Raw genomic sequence first — 21,576 nt, forward strand, 5'->3', positions numbered from 1 at the left:
GCGACGCAATGCGCGTTGAGACCTTACTGAAAGACCGTGCAGGGCTTGCCCCCTCCGCCACCGCGCTTATCACGGGGCCGGACCGGTTAAGCTACGCCGATTTCGACCGTCTGGCCGACCGTCTGGCCGGGGCCTTATGCGCCCACGGGGTCGAGCCCGGCGACCGGGTTGCGCTTTGCATGGACAACTGCCGGGAGATGGCCATCGCCATCTTTGCAGGTCTCAGGGCCGGCGCGACGGTGGTTCCGGTCAACCCCGGCGTCAGGGCCGAGGGCCTCGCCCACGTGTTAATGGACTGCACGCCCAAAGCCCTCATTCACGAGGCCAGGCATGGCGGCTTGTGCAACGAGGCGATTGCTGCGGCGGGCCACACGCCCCTTTCCATCGTCGCCCGGGCGGAGGGGGCCACGCTCAGCGACGCCATCGCCTTCGACGCCTGCCTCGATTTAGAGGCGCCCTTACCCGCCCGGCAGGAAAACGACCGGGATCTCGCCTTTCTGATCTATACCTCCGGCTCATCCGGCAGGCCGAAGGGCGTGATGATGAGCCACCGCAATGTCGATGCGGCAGCGGCGATGATCGCCGATTATCTGGAAAACGACGACAGGGACGTGGTGCTGTCCGCACTGCCGCTTTCCTTCACCTACGGGCTGTATCAGCTCCTCGTGGCCGTGCGCAGCGGCGCGACGCTCGTTCTGGAAAAGAGCTTCGCCTTCCCCCATGCGGTTCTGGAAAAGGCGCATGCCGAAGGCGTCACCGGGTTTCCCCTCGTGCCCACCATGGCGGCCATGCTCGCCGCACTTGAAGGGTTCAAGCCCGACCGGCTACCGCCGCTGCGCTACATCACCAATGCCGCAGCCCATCTGCCACCCACCCACATTCAGGCGCTGCGTGCGCTTTTCCCGGCAGCGCGCATCTACTCCATGTACGGTCTCACCGAATGCGCGCGGGCAACCTTTCTCGCGCCGGAATATCTCGACCGGCATCCCGCCTCCGTCGGCAAGGCCCTGCCGGGCACAGAGGCCCTTGTCGTCGATGAAGACGGCAACGAAGCCGAGGCGGGCATCACGGGCGAACTCGTCATCCGCGGACCACATGTCATGCAGGGCTACTGGAACAGTCCGGAGGCAACCGCGCTTGCGCTGCGCGATGCGCCCGATGGCAGCGGCAGGAGGCTCCACACGGGCGACCTCTTCAAACGCGATGCGGAAGGCTTCCTCCATTTCGTCGGCCGCCGGGACGAAGTGGTGAAGATCCGCGGTGAAAAGGTCTCGCCCCGACAGGTGGACGCCGTTCTGGCCGCCTGTCCCGGCGTGCGCGAGGCGCTTTCTTTCACCACGCCCGACCCGCTCTTCGGCCACCGGCTCGACGCGCTCGTCGTTGCCGACGATCCCGGCCTCACCGAGCGCATGCTCGCCCGGCACTGCAAGCACCGCTTACCGGACACGATGGTCCCGAAGTCATTCATTTTCCGGGCGGAACTGCCGAAAACGGCAAACGGAAAACCCAGCCGCCGCCTCGCCGCCATGGAGGCCCTGAAAGCATCATGAACGACATGAACATCAGCTTTTCCATCGACGATCTGAAGATCGATCCCGCCGCCGAGAGCCAGCGCATCGTCACCGCGCTGCGCACGCAGCTGCGCAGCAGACTGCGCAAGCGGGGATTAGTGCTCGGCCTGTCCGGCGGCATCGATTCCAGCGTCTGCGCGGCGCTTGCCGCCCGTGCGCTCGGGCCAGACCGCGTCTTCTGCCTGTTCATGCCGGAATATGATTCCGACCCGGAGAGCCTGCGGCTCGGCCAGGAAGTCGCAACCACTTTCGGTCTCTCCAGCGTGATCGAGGATATCGGCCCGTCGCTCGCCGCCATGGGCTGCTATGAGCGCCGCGACGCCTTCATTCGCCAGGTCGTGCCGGACTATGGCGCAGGCTGGTCGATGAAGATCGCCATCGCCAATGCGCTCACCACAAAAGCCTACAACATCTCCTATCTGGTGGTGCGGCGGCCCGACGGCACCGTCGAGAAGCACCGGCTCCCGCCAGAAGTCTATCTCGGCATCGTCGCCGCCACCAACATGAAGCAGCGCACCCGCAAACAGCTCGAATATTACCATGCCGACCGGCTGAACTATGCGGTCATCGGCACGCCCAACCGGCTGGAATATGATCAGGGTTTCTTCGTGAAAAATGGCGATGGCGCAGCCGATGTGAAGCCCATCGCCCACCTCTACAAGTCGCAGGTCTACCAGCTCGCGAAATATCTCGGCGTGCCCGCCGAAATCCGCCGCCGCATGCCCACGACAGACACCTATTCGCTCGCCCAGTCACAGGAGGAGTTCTATTTCGCGCTCCCCTATCGCGAGATGGATCTGTGCCTCTACGGGCTCGACCACGCCATTCCCGCCAAGAAGGTCGCCTGCGCCACCGGCCTCAGCGAGCGGCAGGTGGGGCTTGTGTGGCGCGACATTGCCGCAAAACGCAAGGTCGCCCACTATCTGCACCTGCCGCCGCAGACGGTCGAGGAGATCACCGCCCCCTGATCAGCCAGCCTTCTTGGCCGCGAGCAGCGAAGAGCCGGGGAAACGCAGAAGCATGCCGAAGAGATCGCGCGGCTCATCGGGGTCGGCCAGAAGGTCGAGCTCGATGAAGTGATCGGTCTCGCGCACGCGGTCATAGACATAGCGCAGCGCCGAGAAATCCTCCGTCGCGAAGCCGACGGAATCGAACAGCGTGATCTGGCGCGCATCGCGACGCCCCTTCACCTTTCCGGCGATCACCTGCCACAGCTCTTCCACCGGATGATCTTCCGCAAGCTGCTGGATCTCGCCCTCGATGCGCGTCTGCGGCGGATATTCCACGAAAATGTCGGAGCGGGTGAGAATGTCGCGATGCAGCTCGGTCTTGCCGGGGCAATCGCCGCCCACCGCGTTGATGTGCACGCCGGAGCCGACCATGTTGTCCGTCAGGATCGTCGCATATTGCTTGTCGGCGGTTGCGGTGGTGATGATGTCCGCGCCCTCCACCGCCTCTTCCGGCGTCTTGCAGGCGGTCAGCTCGAAGCCCAGCCCTGAGAGATTGCGCAGGCACTTTTCCGTCGCGCCGCCATCGATGTCATAGAGCCGCAGCCGGTCGACGCCGAGTGCCGCCTTGAAGGCCATCGCCTGAAACTCGGACTGCGCGCCATTGCCAATGAGCGCCATGGTGCGCGAGCCCTCTGGCGCAAGATATTTCGCCGCCAGAGCAGATGTCGCCGCCGTGCGCAGCGCCGTCAGGATCGTCATTTCCGTGATCAGCAGCGGATAGCCATTGCCCACATCGGCATAGACTCCGAATGCCGTCACCGTCTGCCGACCCTCGCGGGTATTCTTGGGATGACCGTTCACATATTTGAAGCCGTAATGCTTGCCATCGCTCGTCGGCATCAGCTCGATCACGCCTTCGCGGCTGTGCGCGGCCACACGCGGCGTCTTGTCGAAATCCTCCCAGCGGAGGAAATCTTCCTCGATGTAATCCGTCAGCTCCGCCAGAAAGCGCTCCACGCCGATTTCCAGCACCAGCTCCATCATGTGATGCACACTGACGAAGGGAACGAGGTTCAGCTTGTCGATCGAAGGGGTGTAGGTCATCGTCAATGGCTCCTGGTAGGCCGATCCATGATGCGCCGGCCAAGCAGACTGGCTGTGAGGTCAACAAGCAGGGTCGCCGTGCGACCGCGCTCATCGAGAAAAGGGTTGAGTTCCACGAGGTCAAGGCTGGTGACGAGGCCGCTGTCATGCAGCATCTCCATCGCCAGATGCGCCTCGCGGAAGGTTGCGCCGCCGGGCACGGTGGTGCCCACCGCCGGCGCAATGGCGGGATCGAGAAAGTCCACGTCGAGGCTCACATGCAGGCGTCCGCCCTCGGCGGCCACCCGCTCGAGAAAAGCGCGCAGCAGCGGCGCTATCCCATGCTCATCGATGGCGCGCATGTCATGAACGGTTACGCCCGCCCCGCGCAGCGCCGTGTGCTCTGCCGGGTCCACACTGCGCAGGCCAAGCGCGCAGATGCGCGTGGGATCGATCGGTGTGTGAAGGCGCGGAAAGAAGCCGTCGAAACCCGCCTGCCCGCTGGCATAGGCGAGCGGCACGCCATGCAGATTGCCGCTGGCGGTGGTGTCGAGCGTGTGAAAATCCGGATGCGCATCAAGCCACAGAACGAAAAGCGGCCTGTCGGCTTCCGCCGCCCGGCGCGCCATCCCGGCAAGGGTGCCCGCCGCCATGCTGTGGTCGCCGCCAAGAAAGATTGGCATGCCGTCTTCGCCCGCGGCATAAGCCGCCTCGCTGATCGCATCCGTCCAGGCGACGATCTCCGGCAGCGCCTTCAGCGCGGGGTTGTCATGCGGCTTCACATCCTGCGGCTTTGGAACAACGGTTCCGAGATCGGAAACCTGATGGCCAAGCTCGCCAAGCGCCGCCACGAGACCGGCCGTGCGCAAGGCGCTCGGTCCCATTTCGCATCCCATGCGCCCGGCGCCATCCTGCACCGGAATACCCAAGATCTTGCAATGCATAGCGCCACCGACCCATCGAACAGTTCCCATTATTCGACCCCGGATCACCGGCAGAATGAACAAACCAAATTGCCAAAAATTCCATAAGCATTTATCATTTTGCTAATTATGGATTTCATTTTGAACAATCATGGATGAACTCGACGAACGTCTGATCACCCTTCTGCGCCATGATGCGCGCCGCAGCATCTCGGATCTGGCGATGGATCTGGGCGTGTCGCGCGCCACGGTGCGCGCGCGCATGGAGCGGCTGGAGAACGCCGGGCACATTGTCGGATACACGGTCATCCTGCGGGCAGACACGGTGGAAGCGCCCGTGCGCGGCATCACCATGGTGGAGATCGAAGGGCGTTCCGCCGACCGGGTGATCCACGCGCTTGAGGGTTTTCCGGAAGTTTCCGCCGTCCACACCACGAATGGCCGCTGGGACATCGTGGTGGAGCTCGGCGCGACGACGCTGACCGATCTCGACGCGGTGCTGCGCCGCATCCGCCTCATTCCCGGCATCATGAACAGCGAAACAAGCCTGCTTCTGGCCACCCCCCACAGCACCCGCGCCAGACTGTGAGCGCCATTTATGGCTGCGTTAACCTGAAGCCCCTAGCCTGAGGCCCTGCCCCACCGCAAACCGACGAGCGAACCACGATGCCAGACAGAAGCTCCGAACCCATTCGCTGGGGAATTGTCGGCACGGGAACCATGGCCGGGCAGTTCGCCGAAGACCTGCGCCTGTCGGAGGGCGCCGAGCTTGCCGCCGTTTCTTCGAGAAACGCAGACAAGGCAAAGGCCTTCGCTGCACGCTACGGCGACCACGTGACGGCCCACACCACGCACACGGACCTGCTGAGTGACAGTGCGGTGGACGCCGTCTATATCGCCACGCCCAATGACACGCACTTCCCCCTCGCCGGCGCGGCCATCGAGAGTGGCAAGGGTGTTTTGATGGAAAAACCGCTTGTCACCACGAGCGCGCAGGCCGTCCGCCTGGCCACGCTCGCTGCGGAACAGGGTGTTTTTCTGATGGAGGCGATGTGGACACGCTTCCTGCCGGCCATCGCCAAAACCAGGTCCCTGATCGAAGAAGGCGCAATCGGAGAAATCACACGCCTGCGCGGAAGCCTCGCCTTCCACCACCCCTATGATCCCGAAAGCCGCTTCTACGCGAAAGAGCATGGCGGCGGCGCGATGCTGGATCTAGGGGTGTATGGCATCTCGCTTGCCCGGCTTCTGATGGGTGAACCCATTGAAGTTGCGGGAGAATGGCGCGCAGCGCCGACAGGTGTCGATATGTCGGCATCCCTGACCCTCAACTTCTCTGGCGACGTGAAGGCGCATCTCTCCTGCGCGTTCGATCACGAGGGCGAAAACTGCTTCATCATCGAAGGCAGCAGAGGCACTCTGTTGCTTCCCGCCCCGTTCATCGCGGCACGGGCCGTTCTGCAATGCTCAAACGGACTTGCCGCAAGGCTCGCGGCGTTTCCGGGTCGTTCCGCCCTGTCGCGTACGATCCGCAAACTCGCCACCCGCCTGCCATTACCGGGAATCCGGCAACATGTTTTTCCCTATGCAGGGTATGGTCTGGGCTTTGAAATTGAAGCTGCTTCAGAAGCCATGCGTTTGGGCAACACCCATCATCGCCTCATGTCCCCGCTGGACAGTGCGCGCACTCTGGAGATCGTGGAAACCGTTCTCGACGAGGCCAATCGTCTGACCTGACCTGTCAGCCTTCGCCCCAGCGCGGGCTGAAATCGAAACGGGTCTTCGGCGTGTAGTCGTGTTCTCCGGCATTGAGCGCGAGAACCAGCTCGGTCAGGTGCAACGCCACATCTCCCGAAAAGAAGGGTGTGGTTCCATCCTCGAGCGCGCTAGCCTGCTCTGCAATACCGCGCATGAAGTCGATCTGCGAAGGATAGGACGGCAGCGTCTTCTTCCTGCCTGTCCTATGGCTGGACACCCGCTTTCCCGGAAAAACGCTTACCGGCAGGGTTCGGCCGATTCGATGTTCGATTGCGTTCAGCGCCCGTTCCAGAAAAGACCTTTCACGTCCCGGCGCGGACAGATGAATAGGCGAATTGTCATCCCAGAGATCGCGCAGGATCAGACTGCCCCTGTCTCCGAGCACGGTGAGCGAGCGATCGCGCGGTGCGGCGAGCCCGCAGGTCAGCCGCGCCCTGACGCCGCTCTCGAAGGTCAGGAGACCTACGGAAAAATCGGGTGCGAGCACCTCGTCCCCCCCGACACCCTTGTCCGGAAAGCACAGCGCAGAGGACGCTGAAAGATGCACAACCGGGCCAAAGAGATCGACCAGCCAGCTCAGTGCATAGCCTGCATGCTCCAGCGTGCAGCCGATCTTGAACTCTTCCGCACCGGGCCAGCGCGCGCCCGAACGGCTTCGCCAGTTCTGCCAGTCGGCACGGAAGACGGGGCCGTCCTCCATCTCGGCATAGACGAGGCGAGGGCGGCCGATCTCACCTTTGGCCATGAGGCGGACAAAAGCCTCGTGCGCGGCGCTGAGCGCATTGGCGGGGGCGCAGCAGACGGTCAGGCTGCGTTCGGCGGCAAGCTTCGTCAGCGCTTCCGCTTCATCGACATTCATGGCCAGCGGCTTCTCGCAATAAACATGCTTGCCGGCTTCGAGAGACGCCCTGTTGACCGCGTAATGGCTCTCCGGGTTTGTCAGATTGACGACGATCCGGGCATCCCCGTCATCGAGAAGGGACTGCATGTCCGCATAGGGACGCGCACCATGAAAATCGCAGAACTGGCTGAGCCTTGCAGCGTCACGGTCCCACACACCCGCCAGTTGGAGACCGGGGTGGTTCTGGAGCGTCGTCATGTAATAGTCGGCAACAAAGCCCGTGCCGACAAAAGCGATTTTCGTCATTGGAAGCCTCAAACAGGTCCTGACCTTACTTCTTCAGTGAGCGGATCATGCGCAGCACATCGTTCTCGGCAGGATTGCCGCCAAATTCCTCGACAATGCCGAAAGCCCCGCCATAGCCCCAGATGGACCAGGCAAAACCGCGTTGCTCTGCCTTTTCGATCATGTCTCGAATATAGGCTGCGCGCCACGCGCCGGGGATCACGTCGGGATTCCCGTATTCCTGGCGGATCATGCCGAACTCGCCGAGCAGGATGTTCTGCGGATCGACGCCATATCGCGCAGCCCAGTCCGCCACCGTCTTGAAGGGCGCGTCCATCTGCGCATCCAGTTCCTCCTCCGTGTCGATGCCCGCGATCTGCTCATCCAGATAATCAAGCATGCCCGAGCGACGCATAAAGGGTGCGTCAGCGCGAATACGCGCGCGCGCCTTTGAAACCGCGGCTTCCAGCTCGGCCTTGTGCTCGTAGGGAGGATAAGGAATGCCCGTCACATAGCGAATGAAGTCGCCCGCCCAGAGGGCGCCCTGCGTGGTCAGGATGAAGGGATCATAGGAATGAAACCCCCACAGAATGTTCTCGTCCGGAATGGTGTTGGGGTTGAGTGCGGCAAGCCCGCTGGCCGATCCCCAGCACGCACCGGACAGAATGAGCGTGGTGCGCGGCGCAGAAGATCGGGCCGCTGCGAAAAGCTGGCCAAGCTGATCGTCCCAGGCTGCACCCTCCGCGCCTTCGCAGCCCGTCACGGGCTCATTCATCAGTTCGAAGGCAACGCGCTCGGGGTCCTCTGCGGCCAGCGTACGGCCCATGTCACGCACGAGATCCAGATAGCGCTCGAACAGCGCACCGTCGCGCAGAAGCTCTTCCACCCCTGCAAACCGGTCGGCACCGCGCGGGATGGGGTGAAGATCGACGATCGCCTTCAGCCCGGCGGCGTTGATGGTGCGCACGCCCTCCAGAACCGACGTCAGAAGGCGCTCGCGCAAATGGTCTGCCTTCGGAGAGAGAAATGGAATGGGATCGACCGGCATGCGCAGGAAATCGAATCCAACATTTTTCAGAAGTGCCAGATCTTCCGCATCCAGCCTGCGACGCCATTCTGGATATGGCAGGAGCACGCCGTCGCGCGACCACTCCGCCTCGTTCGGCCAGGTATCCCACAGATCGAGATTGAGACCGCGCTCAGGTGCGAATGTCGCTGCCTCGAGCGGTCCGCAGGCCAGCGCCAGAAGACTGGCCGCTGCCAGTGCGCGCTTCAGCCATGCCGTTCTGCTCGCCATTCAGCGGCCCCCGTTTCTTCATCCGAGCGGCAAATACCGCACCTTTCGGATACCAGCCGCGGATTAACGAAACATGGTGATGGACGCCGGCAACCCGTGTTTCAGGGCGCCTTTATAAATTTGGGAAATTCCGGTTTGAAATTCTGAAATTCGCTCTGGAATGACGGAAAACCGGTCAAATTCCGAAATTCGGGCGGCTCTGCGCCGCCCGGAAAATCGTCGCGTCATCTAGGCGCGCAGTGCCTCGGCGTGACCGCTCTCTCCAGCCTGCGCATCCGTCTCGCTTGCCAGCCCCGCCGCGACGACGGAGACGCGGAAGACACCCTCCAGCTTGTCATCGAAAATGGCGCCGACGATGATCTCGGCATCGTCGCCGACTTCCTCGCGGATGCGGGTGGCGGCTTCGTCCACCTCGAACAGCGTCATGTCGCGGCCGCCGGAAATCGAGACCAGCACGCCGCGTGCGCCCTTCATGTTGGCTTCGTCCAGAAGCGGGTTGGCGATGGCGGCTTCAGCCGCCTTCATCGCGCGGGCATCGCCCGTCGCCTCGCCCGTGCCCATCATGGCGCGACCCATGTCGCGCATGACCGAACGCACATCGGCGAAGTCGAGATTGATCAGGCCTTCCTTGACGATCAGATCGGTGATGCAGCGAACACCCGAATAAAGAACCTTGTCGGCCAGTTCGAACGCTTCGGCAAAGGTGGTCTTGGCGTCGGCGATGCGGAAAAGATTCTGGTTGGGAATGACAATGACCGTATCGGCCGCCTGCCGCAGAAGTTCTATCCCCTGCTCGGCAATGGCCATGCGGCGATTGCCCTCGAAGGTGAACGGCTTGGTCACCACGGCGACGGTCAGGATGCCGGCATTGCGGGCCGCGGCGGCAATGATCGGCGCGGCACCCGTGCCCGTGCCTCCGCCCATGCCGGCCGTGACGAAGCACATATGCGTGCCCGAAAGGTGATCCATGATCTCGTCGATGGTCTCTTCGGCGGCGGCCTGACCGATCTCCGGTAGCGAACCGGCACCGAGCCCCTCGGTCGAGTTCGCGCCAAGCTGAATGAGGCGCTCGGCCTTCGACATGGTGAGTGCCTGCGCATCGGTGTTGGCGGCGATGAAGTCCACGCCCTGCAAATTTTGCGCGATCATGTTGTTGACGGCGTTGCCGCCACCGCCACCGACACCAACGATGGTGATCTTGGGGCGCATTTCAGAGATTTCGGGCTTCTTTTCGTCCGTCATTGGGCCTTGGTCCTTCCTGGGGGCAGGCGGCGAAAACGAATCGCTCCGCCCGCGCGTCCGCATCAGGGAATCAGAGTGCGCACGCTTGTTCAAGTGCGCGCTACATCTCGAATGCCGCCACAATACGGCTCGACTACAAATCTGATGACGCTTTGTAATCCCCGGCAAGCGGAGTCATGACGGGCTGCCCGCATTGTCGGCAATGACGCTTTCGCGCAGGAGCCTCAAAACATCCGGATCAGCCGACTGCACACGGCTCCAATTGGCGATGAAAGGCGTTTCCATCGGGTGCTCCAGAAAGGTGTGCCCCGCCTCCACGATATTCGCGGCAAAGAGTTCCACAGCCTTCTCTTCCTTGTGGCGATCCACATGCAGGCCGTTCATGATGGCGTCGTTGTAATAACGCTCGATAAGATCGAGAGCGAGCCGGTAGTAGGTGGCCTTGAGGGTCCTGAAATGCTCCTGGCTGAACACCATGCCGTCGGTTGCCAGCTTGCGGAAAATCGCCTTGGAAATGTCAATCGACATGCGCGAAAGCCCGCGTGCGGCATCTTCTGCCGACAGCGGCTGGTGCTTGTGGTCGTAGCGGTCGCAGATATCCACCTGGCAGACCGAGTGGCGACCGAGATTGCGCCAGACTTCTGAAAGAACGCCGATCTCCAGCCCCCAGTCGGAGGGAATGCGGATGTCCGGGAGGATGGACGTGCGCATGGCGAACTCGCCCGCCAGCGGATAGCGGAAAGCCTGCAGATATTCGACATAATCGCTGTGGCCGAAGGTGCGCTGCAACGCCTGCAAAAGCGGCGCTATCAACAGCCGGCTAACCCGGCCGTTCAGTTTCCCATCGGCGATACGGGGATAATATCCCTTGCAGAACTGATAGGGAAAGGAGGGATTTGCCAGCGGGTAGACAAGCCGCATGAGCATTTCGCGCGAATAGGTGGTGATGTCGCAATCATGCAGGGCGACCACGTCGCTATCCTGGCAGGCAATCGTGTAGCCCATGCAATACCAGACATTGCGCCCCTTGCCGGGCTCTTCCGGCGCGAGCCCAAGAGAGGCGAGGCGCTCCTGAACAGCTTTGAGGCGCGGACCGTCATTCCACAGGATCGAGTGCTTTTGCGGCAAACGGGAGAAATAATCCCGGGCGAAGCGAAATTGCTCTTCGTCTGCGCGGTCCAGACCTATGACGATGTGATTGATGTAATCCACCTGGCAAAGCTCATCGACGATCTTGCCAAGCGCCGGGGCTTCAAGCTCCGAAAACAGCGAGGGCAGGATGAGCGTGATCTTGCGGCGGCCGGCGAAGAGGTTGAGCTGTCGCTCCATCTCTTCGGGTGCAATGGTGCCCAGATTGTGCAGCGTGGCGACGCTTCCGCTCTGCTGAAAATCCGACATGATGTTCCTCCCCGCTATTCGATCTCTTCCAGCACTGCGAGCATCTCTTCGTTCCAGCCTGCCGGCCCCGCAAGACGCGCTCTTCTCAGCACCTGATTCCCACCACGGGCAATCTTGCCGACCCCCGCATGGGCAGGGTTGGGAATTTCAATCGCGATGTCGACGCTTTCCAACATGTCCCTGTCATTCGGCGCATCACCAAGGGCGATGCTGATGGCTGGCACACGCTTGTCTTCAAGCCGAGCCAGAAGCTCCCTGACCCTTTGTCCCTTTGTGCCACCAAACGAGAGCGTGACGAACCGACCGCCCTTTTGAATGTGAATGCCCTTCCTGCTCAGTGCCTGACAGAACGCGGCAAACGCCTCTTCCGTTCCGCTCCAGATGCCCGGTTCGGAATATTCGCGCTGCTTGGCCAGTTGTGCGACCTCCAGGCTCAAGCCCGTCCGCGCGGCCACCTCCTGCTCATCCCAGTCCGAAAAGCCGGAATAGCATCGCCGCAGCTCTGCAGGCAGAGCATCGAGATGGCCGATGAGCTCCTCGTAGCGGCCACCGCTCTCATGTTGACTGCCCCGCTCGGAAGCAAGAATGCCAGCCCCATTTTCCACAATGGCCGGACAGTGGGAAAAATCCAGAGCGCGACGCAGCGGCGCGATTTCAGCAGCCGTTTTGCTGGAAGCAAGAATGAGCGCGCCAAAGCGCGCGCGCAACGCCTTTATCGCAGGCAGAGCGGGCGTGAAATCATAGGTCTCGTGATCCAGCAGCGTACCATCCAGGTCGCTGAACACGACGAGGCGCGGCCTGATGATCATGAAACCGTTTGCCGGTTAGAGATCCAGCGAGTCTGATACGGAGCAAAGGCTATCTCACCGGAAAGCTGCGCCACCGGCTCACCCGACAGGAGATCGCACCATGCATCGCCCTCGATCAGATTGAGGGCCATGGAGGGAATGGAGCGCGGCTCTGCCGTGAGATTGGAAACGGCAAAGATGCTTTGCGCCCGATCAAGGCTCTGACGCCAGAAACCGAAAAAGGCCTCGCCGAGCTGAAGCGTGAATTGCGTGGCGTTGGGATGGAAGGCAGGTTGCGCCGAGCGCACGCGCACCATCTCCTTCAGCCGCGAAAGCACACGGGCGGAGAGCGTGTTTGGATCATCAAGCTCCTTGCGCAGCATCGCGTAGTCCAGTCGCTTCCGGTTGATGGCGCGATTGTAGCCCAGCTTTTCGACACCGTCATAATCGTTGCGCGTTGCGAGCAGGGAGTGGATGTAAAATGCGGGAATGCCCTCCAACCCCATGACAATGGCCTGGCTGCAAAGAAAGCGCTCGACCTGCAGATCGTCGGTCCCTTCATGGGTTCCGGCAAAGGCGTCGAAGAGCGCCACATTCAGCTCATAGGGCCTGTCGCCATCCGGGCGGGCATAATAGGAAACCCGTCCGCCAAATCCCTGCACCGTGTCGATGACCTGCAGAATCTCTTCTTCAGAAATGAGACCTTCGGCGGGTCGCAGGCCAATGCCATCATGCGAGGCGGAAAAATTGAAATAGGCACAGCCGAGCTGCGCCGGCGGCATCGCCATCTGCCAGGCATTGAGATATTTCGACGTGCCGCCCAGCAATGCATGGAGAAGAAGCGGCGGCAGCGCGAAATTGTAGATCATGTGCGCTTCGTTGCGATTGCCGAAATAGCTGAGGTTCTCGACATTCGGGACATTGGTCTCGGTAATGAGAACGATCGGCTCTTCACGATAATCGCACAGAAGACGGATAAGGCGGATGATCTCGTGCGTCTGGCGCAAATGGATGCAGCGTGTGCCGATCTCCTTCCAGAGGAAGGCCACCGCATCGAGGCGAATGGTGCGCACGCCACGCTCGATATGCTCGCGGATAATATCCAGAAACTCGAACAAGACACGCGGATTGGAAAAATCGAAATCAACCTGATCGTGGCTGAAAGTGCACCAGACATGCTTGATGCCGCTTTCCGTCTCGAAGGCGCGCAAGAGCGGGTGGGTGCGGGGCCGCACCACCGCACTCAGATCATCATCAGGGTTTGCCACCTTGAAGAACCGGTCCCAGGGTTCGTGGCCCTGCAGGAAATCCGAGAACATGCGGCTCTGGCTGGAGCAATGGTTCATCACCAGATCGGACATGAGACGGAAATGGCCGGCGATGCGCGAAATATCGGCCCAGTCGCCCAACTGGCTGTTCACCTCGCGATAGTCGGTAACGGCGAACCCATCGTCTGAAGTGAACGGAAAGAAGGGCAGGATGTGAATGCCTGTGAAGACGCCCGCCAGATAGCGCTCGGAAAAATCGTGCAACAGATCGAGGGGCTTGTGTTCGCCATCCACCAGCGTGTTGCCATAGGTGATGACGTAGTTGTCCTTTTCGCTCCATAAAGAATTTGCCGGCACCCGGCCACGCCGGCGCGGCCTGCCATCTTGACCGAAAAAAGCCGCCAGCGCCTGTTCGGCAAGCAAGGCTCGATCATGCTGTGGGTATATGGAGCCAAGGAGCTGGCCGAGACCGTTTTGCAATCTGGCGGGCGCCATTGCCGGCGCGCTCGCTTCTGCTCCCGTGTCTCTCATGTGCTGAACCGGTTATGCTGCATCGCAACATGATGGCGCGGGAAACCGGTGATGGCAAGAGGCAGTCAGACTTCCGGCAACCAGCCGCCCTCAGGGGTCGGCACAAGTGCGGGTGTTTCAAACACACCGACCACACGGTCTGCAATGCCTTCGACCTCGGCAGAAAGCGCCTCGCGCCAGCGGCTCGTCTGCAACATGGCCGCACCGATGGCGACAGGCTCGATGTCGCAAAGCTTGAGGAGCTTCAGACCGGCGAGAATAGAGCTGCCGGTGCTGATGACATCATCCACCAGGAGCACGCGGCGCCCTTCGATGAGGGGCAGCATGCGCGGGTCCACGTAAAGGCGTTTCTGCTGATCGGGGCTGGTGACGGAGCGAAGCGGAACCGAACGCTCTTCCTCATACCAGAACTTGCGCGACGTGCTGAGCGGCACATAGCGGCTGTGACCGAGCGCACGCGCGACCTGAGAGGCAAGCGTCAGGCCGAGAGTGGGCAGGCCGATAACGACATCCGGCCTGAAGGCAGACGCCTTTTCAGCGAGCGCCTTGGCCAGCGCGTCGGAAACGGCGAAGCTTGCCTGGTTGACTATGAGCGAGGCAAGCGCCCGCTCGCCGCCCGAAAGAACGCGGATCGGGAGGCCGAGCTGACGCCCGTCGGGCAGCTCCGCGGGGAAGAACCCCTTGTGGCCGCCGCGCGGGGCGCGCTCAAAGGTTCCTGCCGGTTCGAGCACCTGCCAGAATGCCTGGGGATCGATCTGGAAATCGGAATGCGTCATTGTCTGCCGAAAGGCCCCGCGTTAAGAATGAGCTGTTTTCACCTTGGATTTCTGTTTCCGGACAGAGCGTATATCTCCACGCCGGCCGCCTTGTTGCGGAAGGCATCTTTTATCCGGGCAGACGCATAAATGGAAAGGGCGTATTGATGGCTGTTAACGAGGATGTTCGTGCGGAGCTCGATTTTCTCGTCGCATTGCGACGCGACCTGCACGCACATCCCGAACTGGGCTTCGAGGAAGAGCGCACCAGCCAGATCGTCGCCGAACATCTGACAGAGACCGGCATGAAGGTGCATCGCGGCCTTGGCGGCACCGGCGTGGTGGGCACGCTGACGGTGGGCAATGGCCCGCGCACCATCGGCCTGCGCGCCGACATGGACGCGCTCGCCATGCCTGAAACCGCCGACCGGCCCTACAAATCCACCGTGCCCGGCAAGATGCATGCCTGCGGACATGACGGACACACGACGCTGCTTCTGGGCGCGGCGCGCGAGTTGGCGCGGACGCGCAATTTCTCCGGCACGGTGCACTTCATCTTCCAGCCGGCGGAAGAAGGCCGTGGCGGCGCAAAGCGCATGGTGGAAGACGGTCTTTTCGAGCTTTTCCCCTGCGATGCGGTCTATGGCTTGCACAACATGCCCGGCCTCGACACCGACGAGATGGCCGTTGTGGCCGGCCCGCAGCTTGCCTCTTCCGATAGCTGGCAGGTGCGTTTTCGCGGCGTCGGCACCCATGGCGCAAAGCCGCATCTGGGCAAAGACCCGGTGACGGCCGGCGGGCATTTTCTTGCAAGCCTGCAGACGATTGTCGGCCGCGTGGTGGACCCGTTGCAGCCAGCCGTGGTGAGCGCCTGCTCGGTGCAGGCGGGCGACCCCAAGGCGCTGAACGTGATCCCCGATTTCATCGACATTGCAGGAACCGCCCGCGCCTACACGCTGCGTGTGCGCGACCAGCTGGAAGAAGAGATCGGCCGGCTGGCGAATGGTGTTGCTGCGATGTTCGGCATCGAGGCGGAATACCGCTTCATCCGCCGCATCCCCCCCGTGGTGAACGATGCGGATGCGACGGCGCGTGCGCTGGCGGCAGCACAGGCTGTGTGCGGCGACAAGGTGCGCACCGACTTTCCGCCTTCGACGGCGGGCGACGACTTCGCGTTCTTCTCGCAAGATGTGCCGGGGGCCTATGTCTGGCTCGGCAATGGCCCGGCGGTGGACGGCGCGCTGCACCACAACACGGCTTATGACTTCAATGACGGGGCGATTGGCACCGGCGTGAAATTCTGGACGACGCTGGTGGAGCAGGAACTGGCTGCCTGATTTTGGACGTGGGGCGCTCGCCCCTCATCCGCCTGCCGGCACCTTCTCCCCGCCTGCGGGGAGAAGGAAAGCGCGGATTTTCTCTCGCTCAATAATTTGAATGCTGCGTCCATGCCCCCTTCTCCCCGTTCACCGGGAGAAGGTGAGGATGAGGGGCGAGCGCCGGCTTCTGAAACCTATCCCAGAATTTCGAAAACCGGCGTTTCCAGAACGGCCGGGCGGGCATTGTCGGCAATGCCGAGATCGGTCTGGTGCGGGCCGGCATTGCAGGCGAGCGTCGCGCCGAAACAGGCCTTGAACACCAGATAGGGCGGCTCCCAGTCGACAATGTCGTCCATGGCGGAGCGCAGGGTCGCGAAGCCCGCCGCCACATCGGCCAGCGGTTCATCGGAAACGAGGCCCGACAGGGGCAGCGCCAGAGAGGCGACGATGCGACCGCCCTGCGCAACGGCCATGCCGCCGCCAGCCTCGATCACCCAGTTGGCCGCTGCCGCCACATCTTCTTCATTGCCGCCGAAGACCGTGACGTTGTGGCTGTCGTGGGAAACCGTGGTGCAGAACGCGCCGCGCCACGCCCCCCAGCCGGTGAGATAGCCCACACGCGGAATGGCCGGCGCGCGGCCATGACGGTGAATGACGCTGATCAGCGTCGCGCCCTCAGGCGGCACGACGAAGCCGTTACGCACCGTCGCTTCCGCCTCGCCCCATTCGGTGAAGCGGGGGCGGTGAATGGTGGCGACGCGCACACGCTCTCCATCTGCCCGGACGCGAAAATCATCGGGCGTGAAGGTGGGGCATTTGATCGAGCCTTTGAGCGGCGCGGTGGAATGCGCCTTCACCGGGGCGGTCAAAGCGCCATCGCGCGCGACCACGACGCCATTGGCGATGACGGCGGCGGCGCGGAAATTCTCCAGATCGTCAAACAGCGCGATGTCGGCGCGGCGACCGGCGGCGACAAGGCCGAGATCGGGGCGCGCGAGCCGGTGCGCGGCATTGAGCGTTGCGGCCTGAATGGCCCAGGTCGCCGGCATGCCATAGCGCACCAGACGGCGCACCACATCGTCAAGCCCGCCTTCGTTGAGAAGAGAATCGGGAAACACGTCGTCGGTGCACAGCGTGACCGTGGAAGGCAGCCGCCCGAGCGCGTTCAGCGCTTCGACGAATTCCGGCAGGAGATGATCGTGCGAGCCGCGCATCTCGATGGCGAGGCCGGCGCGCAGCTTGGCCATCAGATCATCGCCGGAGACGAGTTCGTGATCGGAGCTGACGCCAGCGGCCATGAAGGCATTGAGGTCTGCGCCTGCGAGGCTGCGGGCATGGCCGAAGACGGGCTTGCCGCTTTCAAGGCCGGCCTGCACCACATCGCGCATGGGCGCGGTGCGGTCGATGACGCCGCGCATGTTCATGACCTCGGCAACGCCGCCAATGCCGGGACGCGCCAGCATGTCGGCCAGCTCGGCTCCGCCGAAATCGGCAGCGGACATTTCAAGACCGGGGGCTGCAGGAACGCAGGACGGCGCGAGCACGATCATGCGCAGCGGCAGATCGGCCGCCGCCTCCAGCGCCCAGGTGACGCCATCGAGCCCGTGCACATTGGCGAATTCATGTGGGTCCCACTGAACGGTGGTGACGCCGCGCGGCAGCACGGCCTCTGCATAAGCGGCCGGCGTGATCATGGAGCTTTCCACATGCATGTGCATGTCGATCAGGCCGGGCGTGATGGTGAGCCCTTCCGCCTCGATGATCTCGGCTGCGTCGTCGCGCGCGCCCCGCTCGTGTACGCTGGCGATGAGCGCGCCGACAATGCCGATATCGGCGGGGCGCAGTTCGCCGGTCACCGCATCGAGCAGCGTGCCACCGCGAATGAGAAGGTCAAACGGCGCATCGCCGCGTGCTGCTGCAACGGCGCGGTCGCGCAGGGTAGGATCGTTCAGATCGTGGGGTTCAGCGGTCATGAGCGGGCAGCCTCCACGAGGGCGTCGAGCGCCAGCGCGCGAACGCGGACGGCATCGGCGCGCATGCCCCACAGGGCGTTGGGTTTCACATGCGGGCGCTGGTCGACAATGGTGCGGCCACGCGTGTGCGCGCCGGCAAGCTCCATCGTCACCTCCACGTCTTCGAACACGAAGGCGTCGGGCGCGACGAAGGCGGCGGCGGCGGTGGGATCGTAAAGCGCCATGGCGGGACGGCCCCGCGTGAGCGCGATGTCGACATAAGCGCCAAGAAGATCGGCCAGAATTTCGCCGCGCGGCGTGCCGGCGGCGCGCACGACATCGACATCTTCGGGACCGACAAGCACCTGACGGCACAGATCGAGATCGGCGACGCGAAGCGAAATGCCGCTTGCCAGAACGATGGCGACGGCCTCCGGATCAGCGAAGGCGTTAAACTCGGCGGACGCCGTGTGGTTGCCGCGGGTTGCGCCGCCGCCCATCCAGGTCACGCTGTCGATCTTTGAAAGCAGGTCCGGGCGGGCGAGCGACAGGATCGCGATGTTGGTGAGCGGCCCGAGCGCCAGGATTTCGCCCGGCGCATCGAGCCCTTCAAGCCATGCGGTCAGAGCCGCAAGCGCATCGGTGCGCGGCAACGCCTCGGCTTGAGGAAGGCTGCGCCCACGGGTGGGAATGCCGGTGGGCCCAAGAACGTGGGCGGGGGTTTCCACCCCGCCCAGGATCGCACGTTCCGCGCCCGTGTGGATCGGGAACCGCCAGCCCAGCAGCGATGCGGCTCCGGCTGCGTTGGCGCGCACCGCGTCCATCGGCGCGTTGCCGAACACCAGCGAGACGCCGGCGACCGGCTTCGACGAGGCAGTAACCATCATCACCGCCAAAATGTCGTCGAAGCCCATATCCGTGTCGATCCAGACCAAGGCGGACACTCCCTTTCTACATGCGTTCGAGCACGGCGGCGCGCTCCGGCGGCAAGTCGAAGGCAACTGTGCTGCCCGGCTCAAAGGCGGGGGCGGATGCATCCATCTCGGCCTTGATAGGGCCGAGCGGGCTCTTCAAGAGATATTCGCGCGAGCCGCCGGCAAAGGCGGCGCCAAGCACCTCGCCCTCAAAGCGCCCCTCACCGAGGGTCACCATGTTTGGACGCCAGGCAAGACCGGACGCACCGGCGGCGGGCTTTGCGGAGAGCTGCATCGCGCCGGCTTCAGTGCGAATGCTGTCGCCTTCCACCGGGAAGATGTTCTCGAAGCCGACGAAGTCCGCGACGAAGCGGGACTGCGGGCGGTTGTAGACATCCTCGGGCGAACCGACCTGCTCGATTGCACCTTCCTTCATGACGACGATGCGGTCGGCCAGCGCCAGCGCTTCGTTCTGGTCATGCGTGACGAAGACCATGGTAACGCCGCTCTCGCGCTGGACGCGCTGCAGCTCGGTGCGCATTTCCAGACGCAGACGCGCATCGAGATTGGACAGCGGCTCATCGAGCAGCAGAACCTTGGGCTCCATGACCAGCGAGCGGGCAAGCGCAACGCGCTGCTGCTGACCGCCGGAGAGTTCCGCCGGCTTGCGGCTGTGAAACTTGCCAAGGCCGACCATGGCGAGGCCGGCCTCGACCCGCTGATTGATCTCCACCGTGGGCAGCTTCTTCAGGCGCAGGCCGAAGGCGACGTTCTCGAACACGGTCAGGTGCGGGAACAGCGCGTAGGACTGGAACACCAGACCGACATGACGCTTGTTGGCCGGCACATAGGTGATGTCCGCGCCATCCAGCGTGATCTTGCCGGACGCCGGACGCAGAAGGCCGGTGATGGCGCGCATGGTGGTGGTCTTGCCGCAACCGGAGGGGCCGAGCAGCGCAATCAGCTCGCCCTTGCGGATGGACAGGTTGAGGCTTTCGACCGCGACGGTCTTGCCATAGGCGAGCGTCAGATCGCTCAGATCGAGATAGGTTTCATCAGACATAGCGGGAGAACCCCAGGAAACGTTCCGCGAGGAAAACGATGGAAATGGAAAGGAAGGCGAGCAGCGCGGCGAGAGCGGCCACCGACGGATCATAGGTGATTTCCATGTACCAGATCATGTCGATGGGCAGCGTGCGCACGCCCGGTCCTGAAAGGAAGAGCGACACCGGCACCTGATTGAAGCTGGTGACGAAGCCCAGAATGAAGGCCGCCAGAATGCCGCTCTGAATGTTGGGCAGCACGATCCGGAAGAAGGTGGCCACCCGCGAAGAGCCGAGGATGACCGCAGCCTCCTCGATGTCGCTGCGCAGATTGTCGAGCGAGGCCGAAACCACGCGCACCGCATAGGGCAGGATCAGCGCCGTGTGGGCGATGAACAGCGCCAGACCGACACTCACATCAAGCGGGATCACCAGATAGCGCAGAAGCGCCAGACCGACGATGATGCCCGGCACGATGATCGGCGCGGAGACGATGGTGCGGATGGTCTCGCCAAAAGGCAGACGATAGCGCGAGGCGGCATAGGCCACCGGCACGCCAAGCACGAGTGCGGCGAGCGTGCCGAAGATGGCGAGGAACATGGAAAGCGCGAAGCTTGCCCTGAAACTCTCCACCTCGAACACTTTCATCACCCATTTGAGCGACAGGCCCTGCGGCGGGAAGGCGAGTGTTTCCCCGCCCGAAAGGGCCGCCGCGACGATGATGACGAACGGCCCGAGCAGGAAGATGAGGACGAGCGTCAGCGTGACGTAGGACAGAAGGCGGGAGGTCATCGCTTGTTCCTCGCGGTGGCCAGGCGTTTCAGAAGCAGGTTGGCGGAGAAGCTCATGACCATGAGGATCATGGCGATGATGCTTGCCGAGGCGAAATCATTGGCGACGGTGACGCGCTGATAGAGCAGCGTTTCCAACATCAAGACCTTGGAGCCGCCGAGAATGGCGGGGGTGATGTAGGCCGTGAGCGAGCCAGTGAAGACCAGCGTGCCGCCGATGACGAGCCCTTCCTTCGTCAGCGGAAGGATGACCTTGACGAAGACCTGCAGCCAGTTTGCCCCCAGAACACGCGCGGCGGGCACGGCATCCTTGGGCATGTTTTCCAGCGCGCTGATGAGCGACAGGATCATGAGCGGCAGGAAGAGCTGCAGGAGACCGATGAAGACGGCCGTCTCGGTGAACAGGAACCGGATGGGCGTGTCGGAAAGACCGAGCCAGACAATGGTCTCGTTGACGAAGCCGGTGCGGCCCAGAATGACGATCCAGGCATAGGTGCGGGCGACAGGCGAAATCATCAGCGGCATGACGACGAGGCCGATCATGCGGCCGCGCGCGGTGGGCGGCAGCGTGACGATGGAATAGGCCGTGGCATAGCCGATGACCGCCGACACGGCAGTGACGATCGCGCCGAGCTTCAGCGTGCGCCAGAAGACGGTGCGGTTGAGCTCGCTTTCAAAGAAGCCGGCATAGGATGCCAGGGTCCAGCTTCCTTCGGCGCGAAAGCCCTCGGAAAGCAGGATGCCCACGGGAACGAGAAAAACGATCGCCGCGAAGACCGCCGCAGGCAACGCCAGCGCCAGTCCTTCCATCCGATTCTGAAACATGTGTTGGAACCTTGTGTTGGGTTCGGGGGCAGGCCCTCCGCC

Annotated in this window: 20 protein-coding genes; 6 read left to right on the forward strand and 14 right to left on the reverse strand. The window is 62.9% G+C overall.

Going from position 1 to position 21,576, the window contains the following annotated elements; translation table 11 throughout:
* Positions 1-8: 8 nt before the first annotated feature.
* Positions 9-1,550 (forward strand): class I adenylate-forming enzyme family protein, encoded by a 1,542-nt coding sequence (locus tag KUG85_RS17820; RefSeq protein ID WP_223006278.1) that lies wholly within the window; start codon positions 9-11, stop codon positions 1,548-1,550.
* Positions 1,547-2,539: an NAD(+) synthase gene (nadE, locus tag KUG85_RS17825; protein WP_223006279.1), complete on the forward strand. Its 993-nt coding sequence runs from the start codon at positions 1,547-1,549 to the stop codon at positions 2,537-2,539. The genes KUG85_RS17820 and nadE overlap by 4 nt, the downstream gene beginning before the upstream one ends.
* Here the strand turns inward: nadE and KUG85_RS17830 are convergent, their stop codons facing one another.
* Complete coding sequence (locus tag KUG85_RS17830) at positions 2,540-3,625, reverse strand: ornithine cyclodeaminase (protein WP_223006280.1); 1,086 nt, start codon at positions 3,623-3,625, stop codon at positions 2,540-2,542.
* Between the two features lie 2 nt (positions 3,626-3,627).
* Positions 3,628-4,548 (reverse strand): arginase, encoded by a 921-nt coding sequence (gene rocF, locus KUG85_RS17835; protein ID WP_223006281.1) that lies wholly within the window; start codon positions 4,546-4,548, stop codon positions 3,628-3,630.
* A 130-nt stretch (positions 4,549-4,678) separates the two neighbouring features.
* Between rocF and KUG85_RS17840 the strand changes: the two genes are divergently transcribed.
* Positions 4,679-5,116 (forward strand): Lrp/AsnC family transcriptional regulator, encoded by a 438-nt coding sequence (locus KUG85_RS17840; RefSeq protein WP_223006282.1) that lies wholly within the window; start codon positions 4,679-4,681, stop codon positions 5,114-5,116.
* A gap of 77 nt (positions 5,117-5,193) precedes the next feature.
* Complete coding sequence (locus KUG85_RS17845) at positions 5,194-6,264, forward strand: Gfo/Idh/MocA family protein (RefSeq protein ID WP_223006283.1); 1,071 nt, start codon at positions 5,194-5,196, stop codon at positions 6,262-6,264.
* Between the two features lie 4 nt (positions 6,265-6,268).
* Here the strand turns inward: KUG85_RS17845 and KUG85_RS17850 are convergent, their stop codons facing one another.
* The 6 genes from KUG85_RS17850 to KUG85_RS17875 form a co-directional block, all read right to left on the reverse strand.
* A complete protein-coding gene (locus tag KUG85_RS17850; protein ID WP_223006284.1) occupies positions 6,269-7,432 on the reverse strand; it encodes a Gfo/Idh/MocA family protein in 1,164 nt (387 codons plus the stop codon).
* Between the two features lie 25 nt (positions 7,433-7,457).
* Positions 7,458-8,708, reverse strand: a complete 1,251-nt coding sequence (locus tag KUG85_RS17855) for a glycoside hydrolase family 5 protein (RefSeq protein WP_223006285.1) — start codon at positions 8,706-8,708, stop codon at positions 7,458-7,460.
* A 228-nt stretch (positions 8,709-8,936) separates the two neighbouring features.
* Entirely contained in the window at positions 8,937-9,950 is a 1,014-nt protein-coding gene (gene ftsZ, locus KUG85_RS17860) for a cell division protein FtsZ (RefSeq protein ID WP_065815887.1), read from the reverse strand.
* A 174-nt stretch (positions 9,951-10,124) separates the two neighbouring features.
* Complete coding sequence (locus tag KUG85_RS17865; RefSeq protein WP_223006286.1) at positions 10,125-11,348, reverse strand: glycosyltransferase family protein; 1,224 nt, start codon at positions 11,346-11,348, stop codon at positions 10,125-10,127.
* Between the two features lie 14 nt (positions 11,349-11,362).
* Positions 11,363-12,157 carry an HAD-IIB family hydrolase gene (locus KUG85_RS17870; protein ID WP_223006287.1) on the reverse strand — a complete coding sequence of 265 codons (795 nt, stop codon included), beginning with the start codon at positions 12,155-12,157 and terminating at the stop codon, positions 11,363-11,365.
* Positions 12,154-13,761: a sugar phosphorylase gene (locus KUG85_RS17875; RefSeq protein WP_255606469.1), complete on the reverse strand. Its 1,608-nt coding sequence runs from the start codon at positions 13,759-13,761 to the stop codon at positions 12,154-12,156. Before KUG85_RS17875 ends, KUG85_RS17870 begins: the two co-directional genes overlap by 4 nt.
* A gap of 27 nt (positions 13,762-13,788) precedes the next feature.
* Between KUG85_RS17875 and KUG85_RS21135 the strand changes: the two genes are divergently transcribed.
* Complete coding sequence (locus KUG85_RS21135) at positions 13,789-13,968, forward strand: hypothetical protein (RefSeq protein WP_255606470.1); 180 nt, start codon at positions 13,789-13,791, stop codon at positions 13,966-13,968.
* A 32-nt stretch (positions 13,969-14,000) separates the two neighbouring features.
* Here KUG85_RS21135 and KUG85_RS17880 read toward each other — a convergent pair whose 3' ends face one another.
* Complete coding sequence (locus tag KUG85_RS17880) at positions 14,001-14,711, reverse strand: phosphoribosyltransferase (RefSeq protein WP_223006289.1); 711 nt, start codon at positions 14,709-14,711, stop codon at positions 14,001-14,003.
* A gap of 146 nt (positions 14,712-14,857) precedes the next feature.
* Between KUG85_RS17880 and KUG85_RS17885 the strand changes: the two genes are divergently transcribed.
* Positions 14,858-16,027: a M20 aminoacylase family protein gene (locus KUG85_RS17885; RefSeq protein WP_223006290.1), complete on the forward strand. Its 1,170-nt coding sequence runs from the start codon at positions 14,858-14,860 to the stop codon at positions 16,025-16,027.
* A gap of 176 nt (positions 16,028-16,203) precedes the next feature.
* Here the strand turns inward: KUG85_RS17885 and KUG85_RS17890 are convergent, their stop codons facing one another.
* The 5 genes from KUG85_RS17890 to KUG85_RS17910 are packed head-to-tail and all read right to left on the reverse strand — an operon-like array spanning position 16,204 to position 21,534.
* Entirely contained in the window at positions 16,204-17,982 is a 1,779-nt protein-coding gene (locus KUG85_RS17890; protein WP_223006291.1) for an adenine deaminase, read from the reverse strand.
* A complete protein-coding gene (locus KUG85_RS17895; RefSeq protein ID WP_223006292.1) occupies positions 17,979-18,896 on the reverse strand; it encodes a nucleoside hydrolase in 918 nt (305 codons plus the stop codon). Before KUG85_RS17895 ends, KUG85_RS17890 begins: the two co-directional genes overlap by 4 nt.
* 16 nt (positions 18,897-18,912) lie before the next feature.
* On the reverse strand, positions 18,913-19,938 hold the full coding sequence (locus KUG85_RS17900) for an ABC transporter ATP-binding protein (protein WP_223006293.1): 1,026 nt from the start codon (positions 19,936-19,938) through the stop codon (positions 18,913-18,915).
* Complete coding sequence (locus tag KUG85_RS17905) at positions 19,931-20,710, reverse strand: ABC transporter permease (RefSeq protein ID WP_007008938.1); 780 nt, start codon at positions 20,708-20,710, stop codon at positions 19,931-19,933. Before KUG85_RS17905 ends, KUG85_RS17900 begins: the two co-directional genes overlap by 8 nt.
* On the reverse strand, positions 20,707-21,534 hold the full coding sequence (locus tag KUG85_RS17910) for an ABC transporter permease (protein ID WP_090328023.1): 828 nt from the start codon (positions 21,532-21,534) through the stop codon (positions 20,707-20,709). The genes KUG85_RS17905 and KUG85_RS17910 overlap by 4 nt, the downstream gene beginning before the upstream one ends.
* Positions 21,535-21,576 lie beyond the last annotated feature (42 nt).

It is taken from the genome of Nitratireductor rhodophyticola, assembly GCF_019891355.1.
Taxonomy (GTDB): domain Bacteria; phylum Pseudomonadota; class Alphaproteobacteria; order Rhizobiales; family Rhizobiaceae; genus Nitratireductor; species Nitratireductor rhodophyticola.

Excerpts from the sequence above, each read along its gene's own strand:
- KUG85_RS17880 (WP_223006289.1), bottom strand. The coding sequence starts at position 14,711 with ATGACGCATTCCGATTTCCAGATCGATCCCCAGGCATTCTGGCAGGTG.
- KUG85_RS17910 (WP_090328023.1), bottom strand. The coding sequence starts at position 21,534 with ATGTTTCAGAATCGGATGGAAGGACTGGCGCTGGCGTTGCCTGCGGCG.
- KUG85_RS17855 (WP_223006285.1), bottom strand. The coding sequence starts at position 8,708 with ATGGCGAGCAGAACGGCATGGCTGAAGCGCGCACTGGCAGCGGCCAGT.
- KUG85_RS17870 (WP_223006287.1), bottom strand. The coding sequence starts at position 12,157 with ATGATCATCAGGCCGCGCCTCGTCGTGTTCAGCGACCTGGATGGTACG.
- KUG85_RS17830 (WP_223006280.1), bottom strand. The coding sequence starts at position 3,625 with ATGACCTACACCCCTTCGATCGACAAGCTGAACCTCGTTCCCTTCGTC.
- KUG85_RS17905 (WP_007008938.1), bottom strand. The coding sequence starts at position 20,710 with ATGACCTCCCGCCTTCTGTCCTACGTCACGCTGACGCTCGTCCTCATC.
- nadE (WP_223006279.1), top strand. The coding sequence starts at position 1,547 with ATGAACGACATGAACATCAGCTTTTCCATCGACGATCTGAAGATCGAT.
- KUG85_RS17900 (WP_223006293.1), bottom strand. The coding sequence starts at position 19,938 with ATGTCTGATGAAACCTATCTCGATCTGAGCGATCTGACGCTCGCCTAT.
- KUG85_RS17840 (WP_223006282.1), top strand. The coding sequence starts at position 4,679 with ATGGATGAACTCGACGAACGTCTGATCACCCTTCTGCGCCATGATGCG.
- KUG85_RS17865 (WP_223006286.1), bottom strand. The coding sequence starts at position 11,348 with ATGTCGGATTTTCAGCAGAGCGGAAGCGTCGCCACGCTGCACAATCTG.
- KUG85_RS17820 (WP_223006278.1), top strand. The coding sequence starts at position 9 with ATGCGCGTTGAGACCTTACTGAAAGACCGTGCAGGGCTTGCCCCCTCC.
- KUG85_RS17850 (WP_223006284.1), bottom strand. The coding sequence starts at position 7,432 with ATGACGAAAATCGCTTTTGTCGGCACGGGCTTTGTTGCCGACTATTAC.
- ftsZ (WP_065815887.1), bottom strand. The coding sequence starts at position 9,950 with ATGACGGACGAAAAGAAGCCCGAAATCTCTGAAATGCGCCCCAAGATC.
- rocF (WP_223006281.1), bottom strand. The coding sequence starts at position 4,548 with ATGCATTGCAAGATCTTGGGTATTCCGGTGCAGGATGGCGCCGGGCGC.
- KUG85_RS17885 (WP_223006290.1), top strand. The coding sequence starts at position 14,858 with ATGGCTGTTAACGAGGATGTTCGTGCGGAGCTCGATTTTCTCGTCGCA.
- KUG85_RS17890 (WP_223006291.1), bottom strand. The coding sequence starts at position 17,982 with ATGACCGCTGAACCCCACGATCTGAACGATCCTACCCTGCGCGACCGC.
- KUG85_RS17845 (WP_223006283.1), top strand. The coding sequence starts at position 5,194 with ATGCCAGACAGAAGCTCCGAACCCATTCGCTGGGGAATTGTCGGCACG.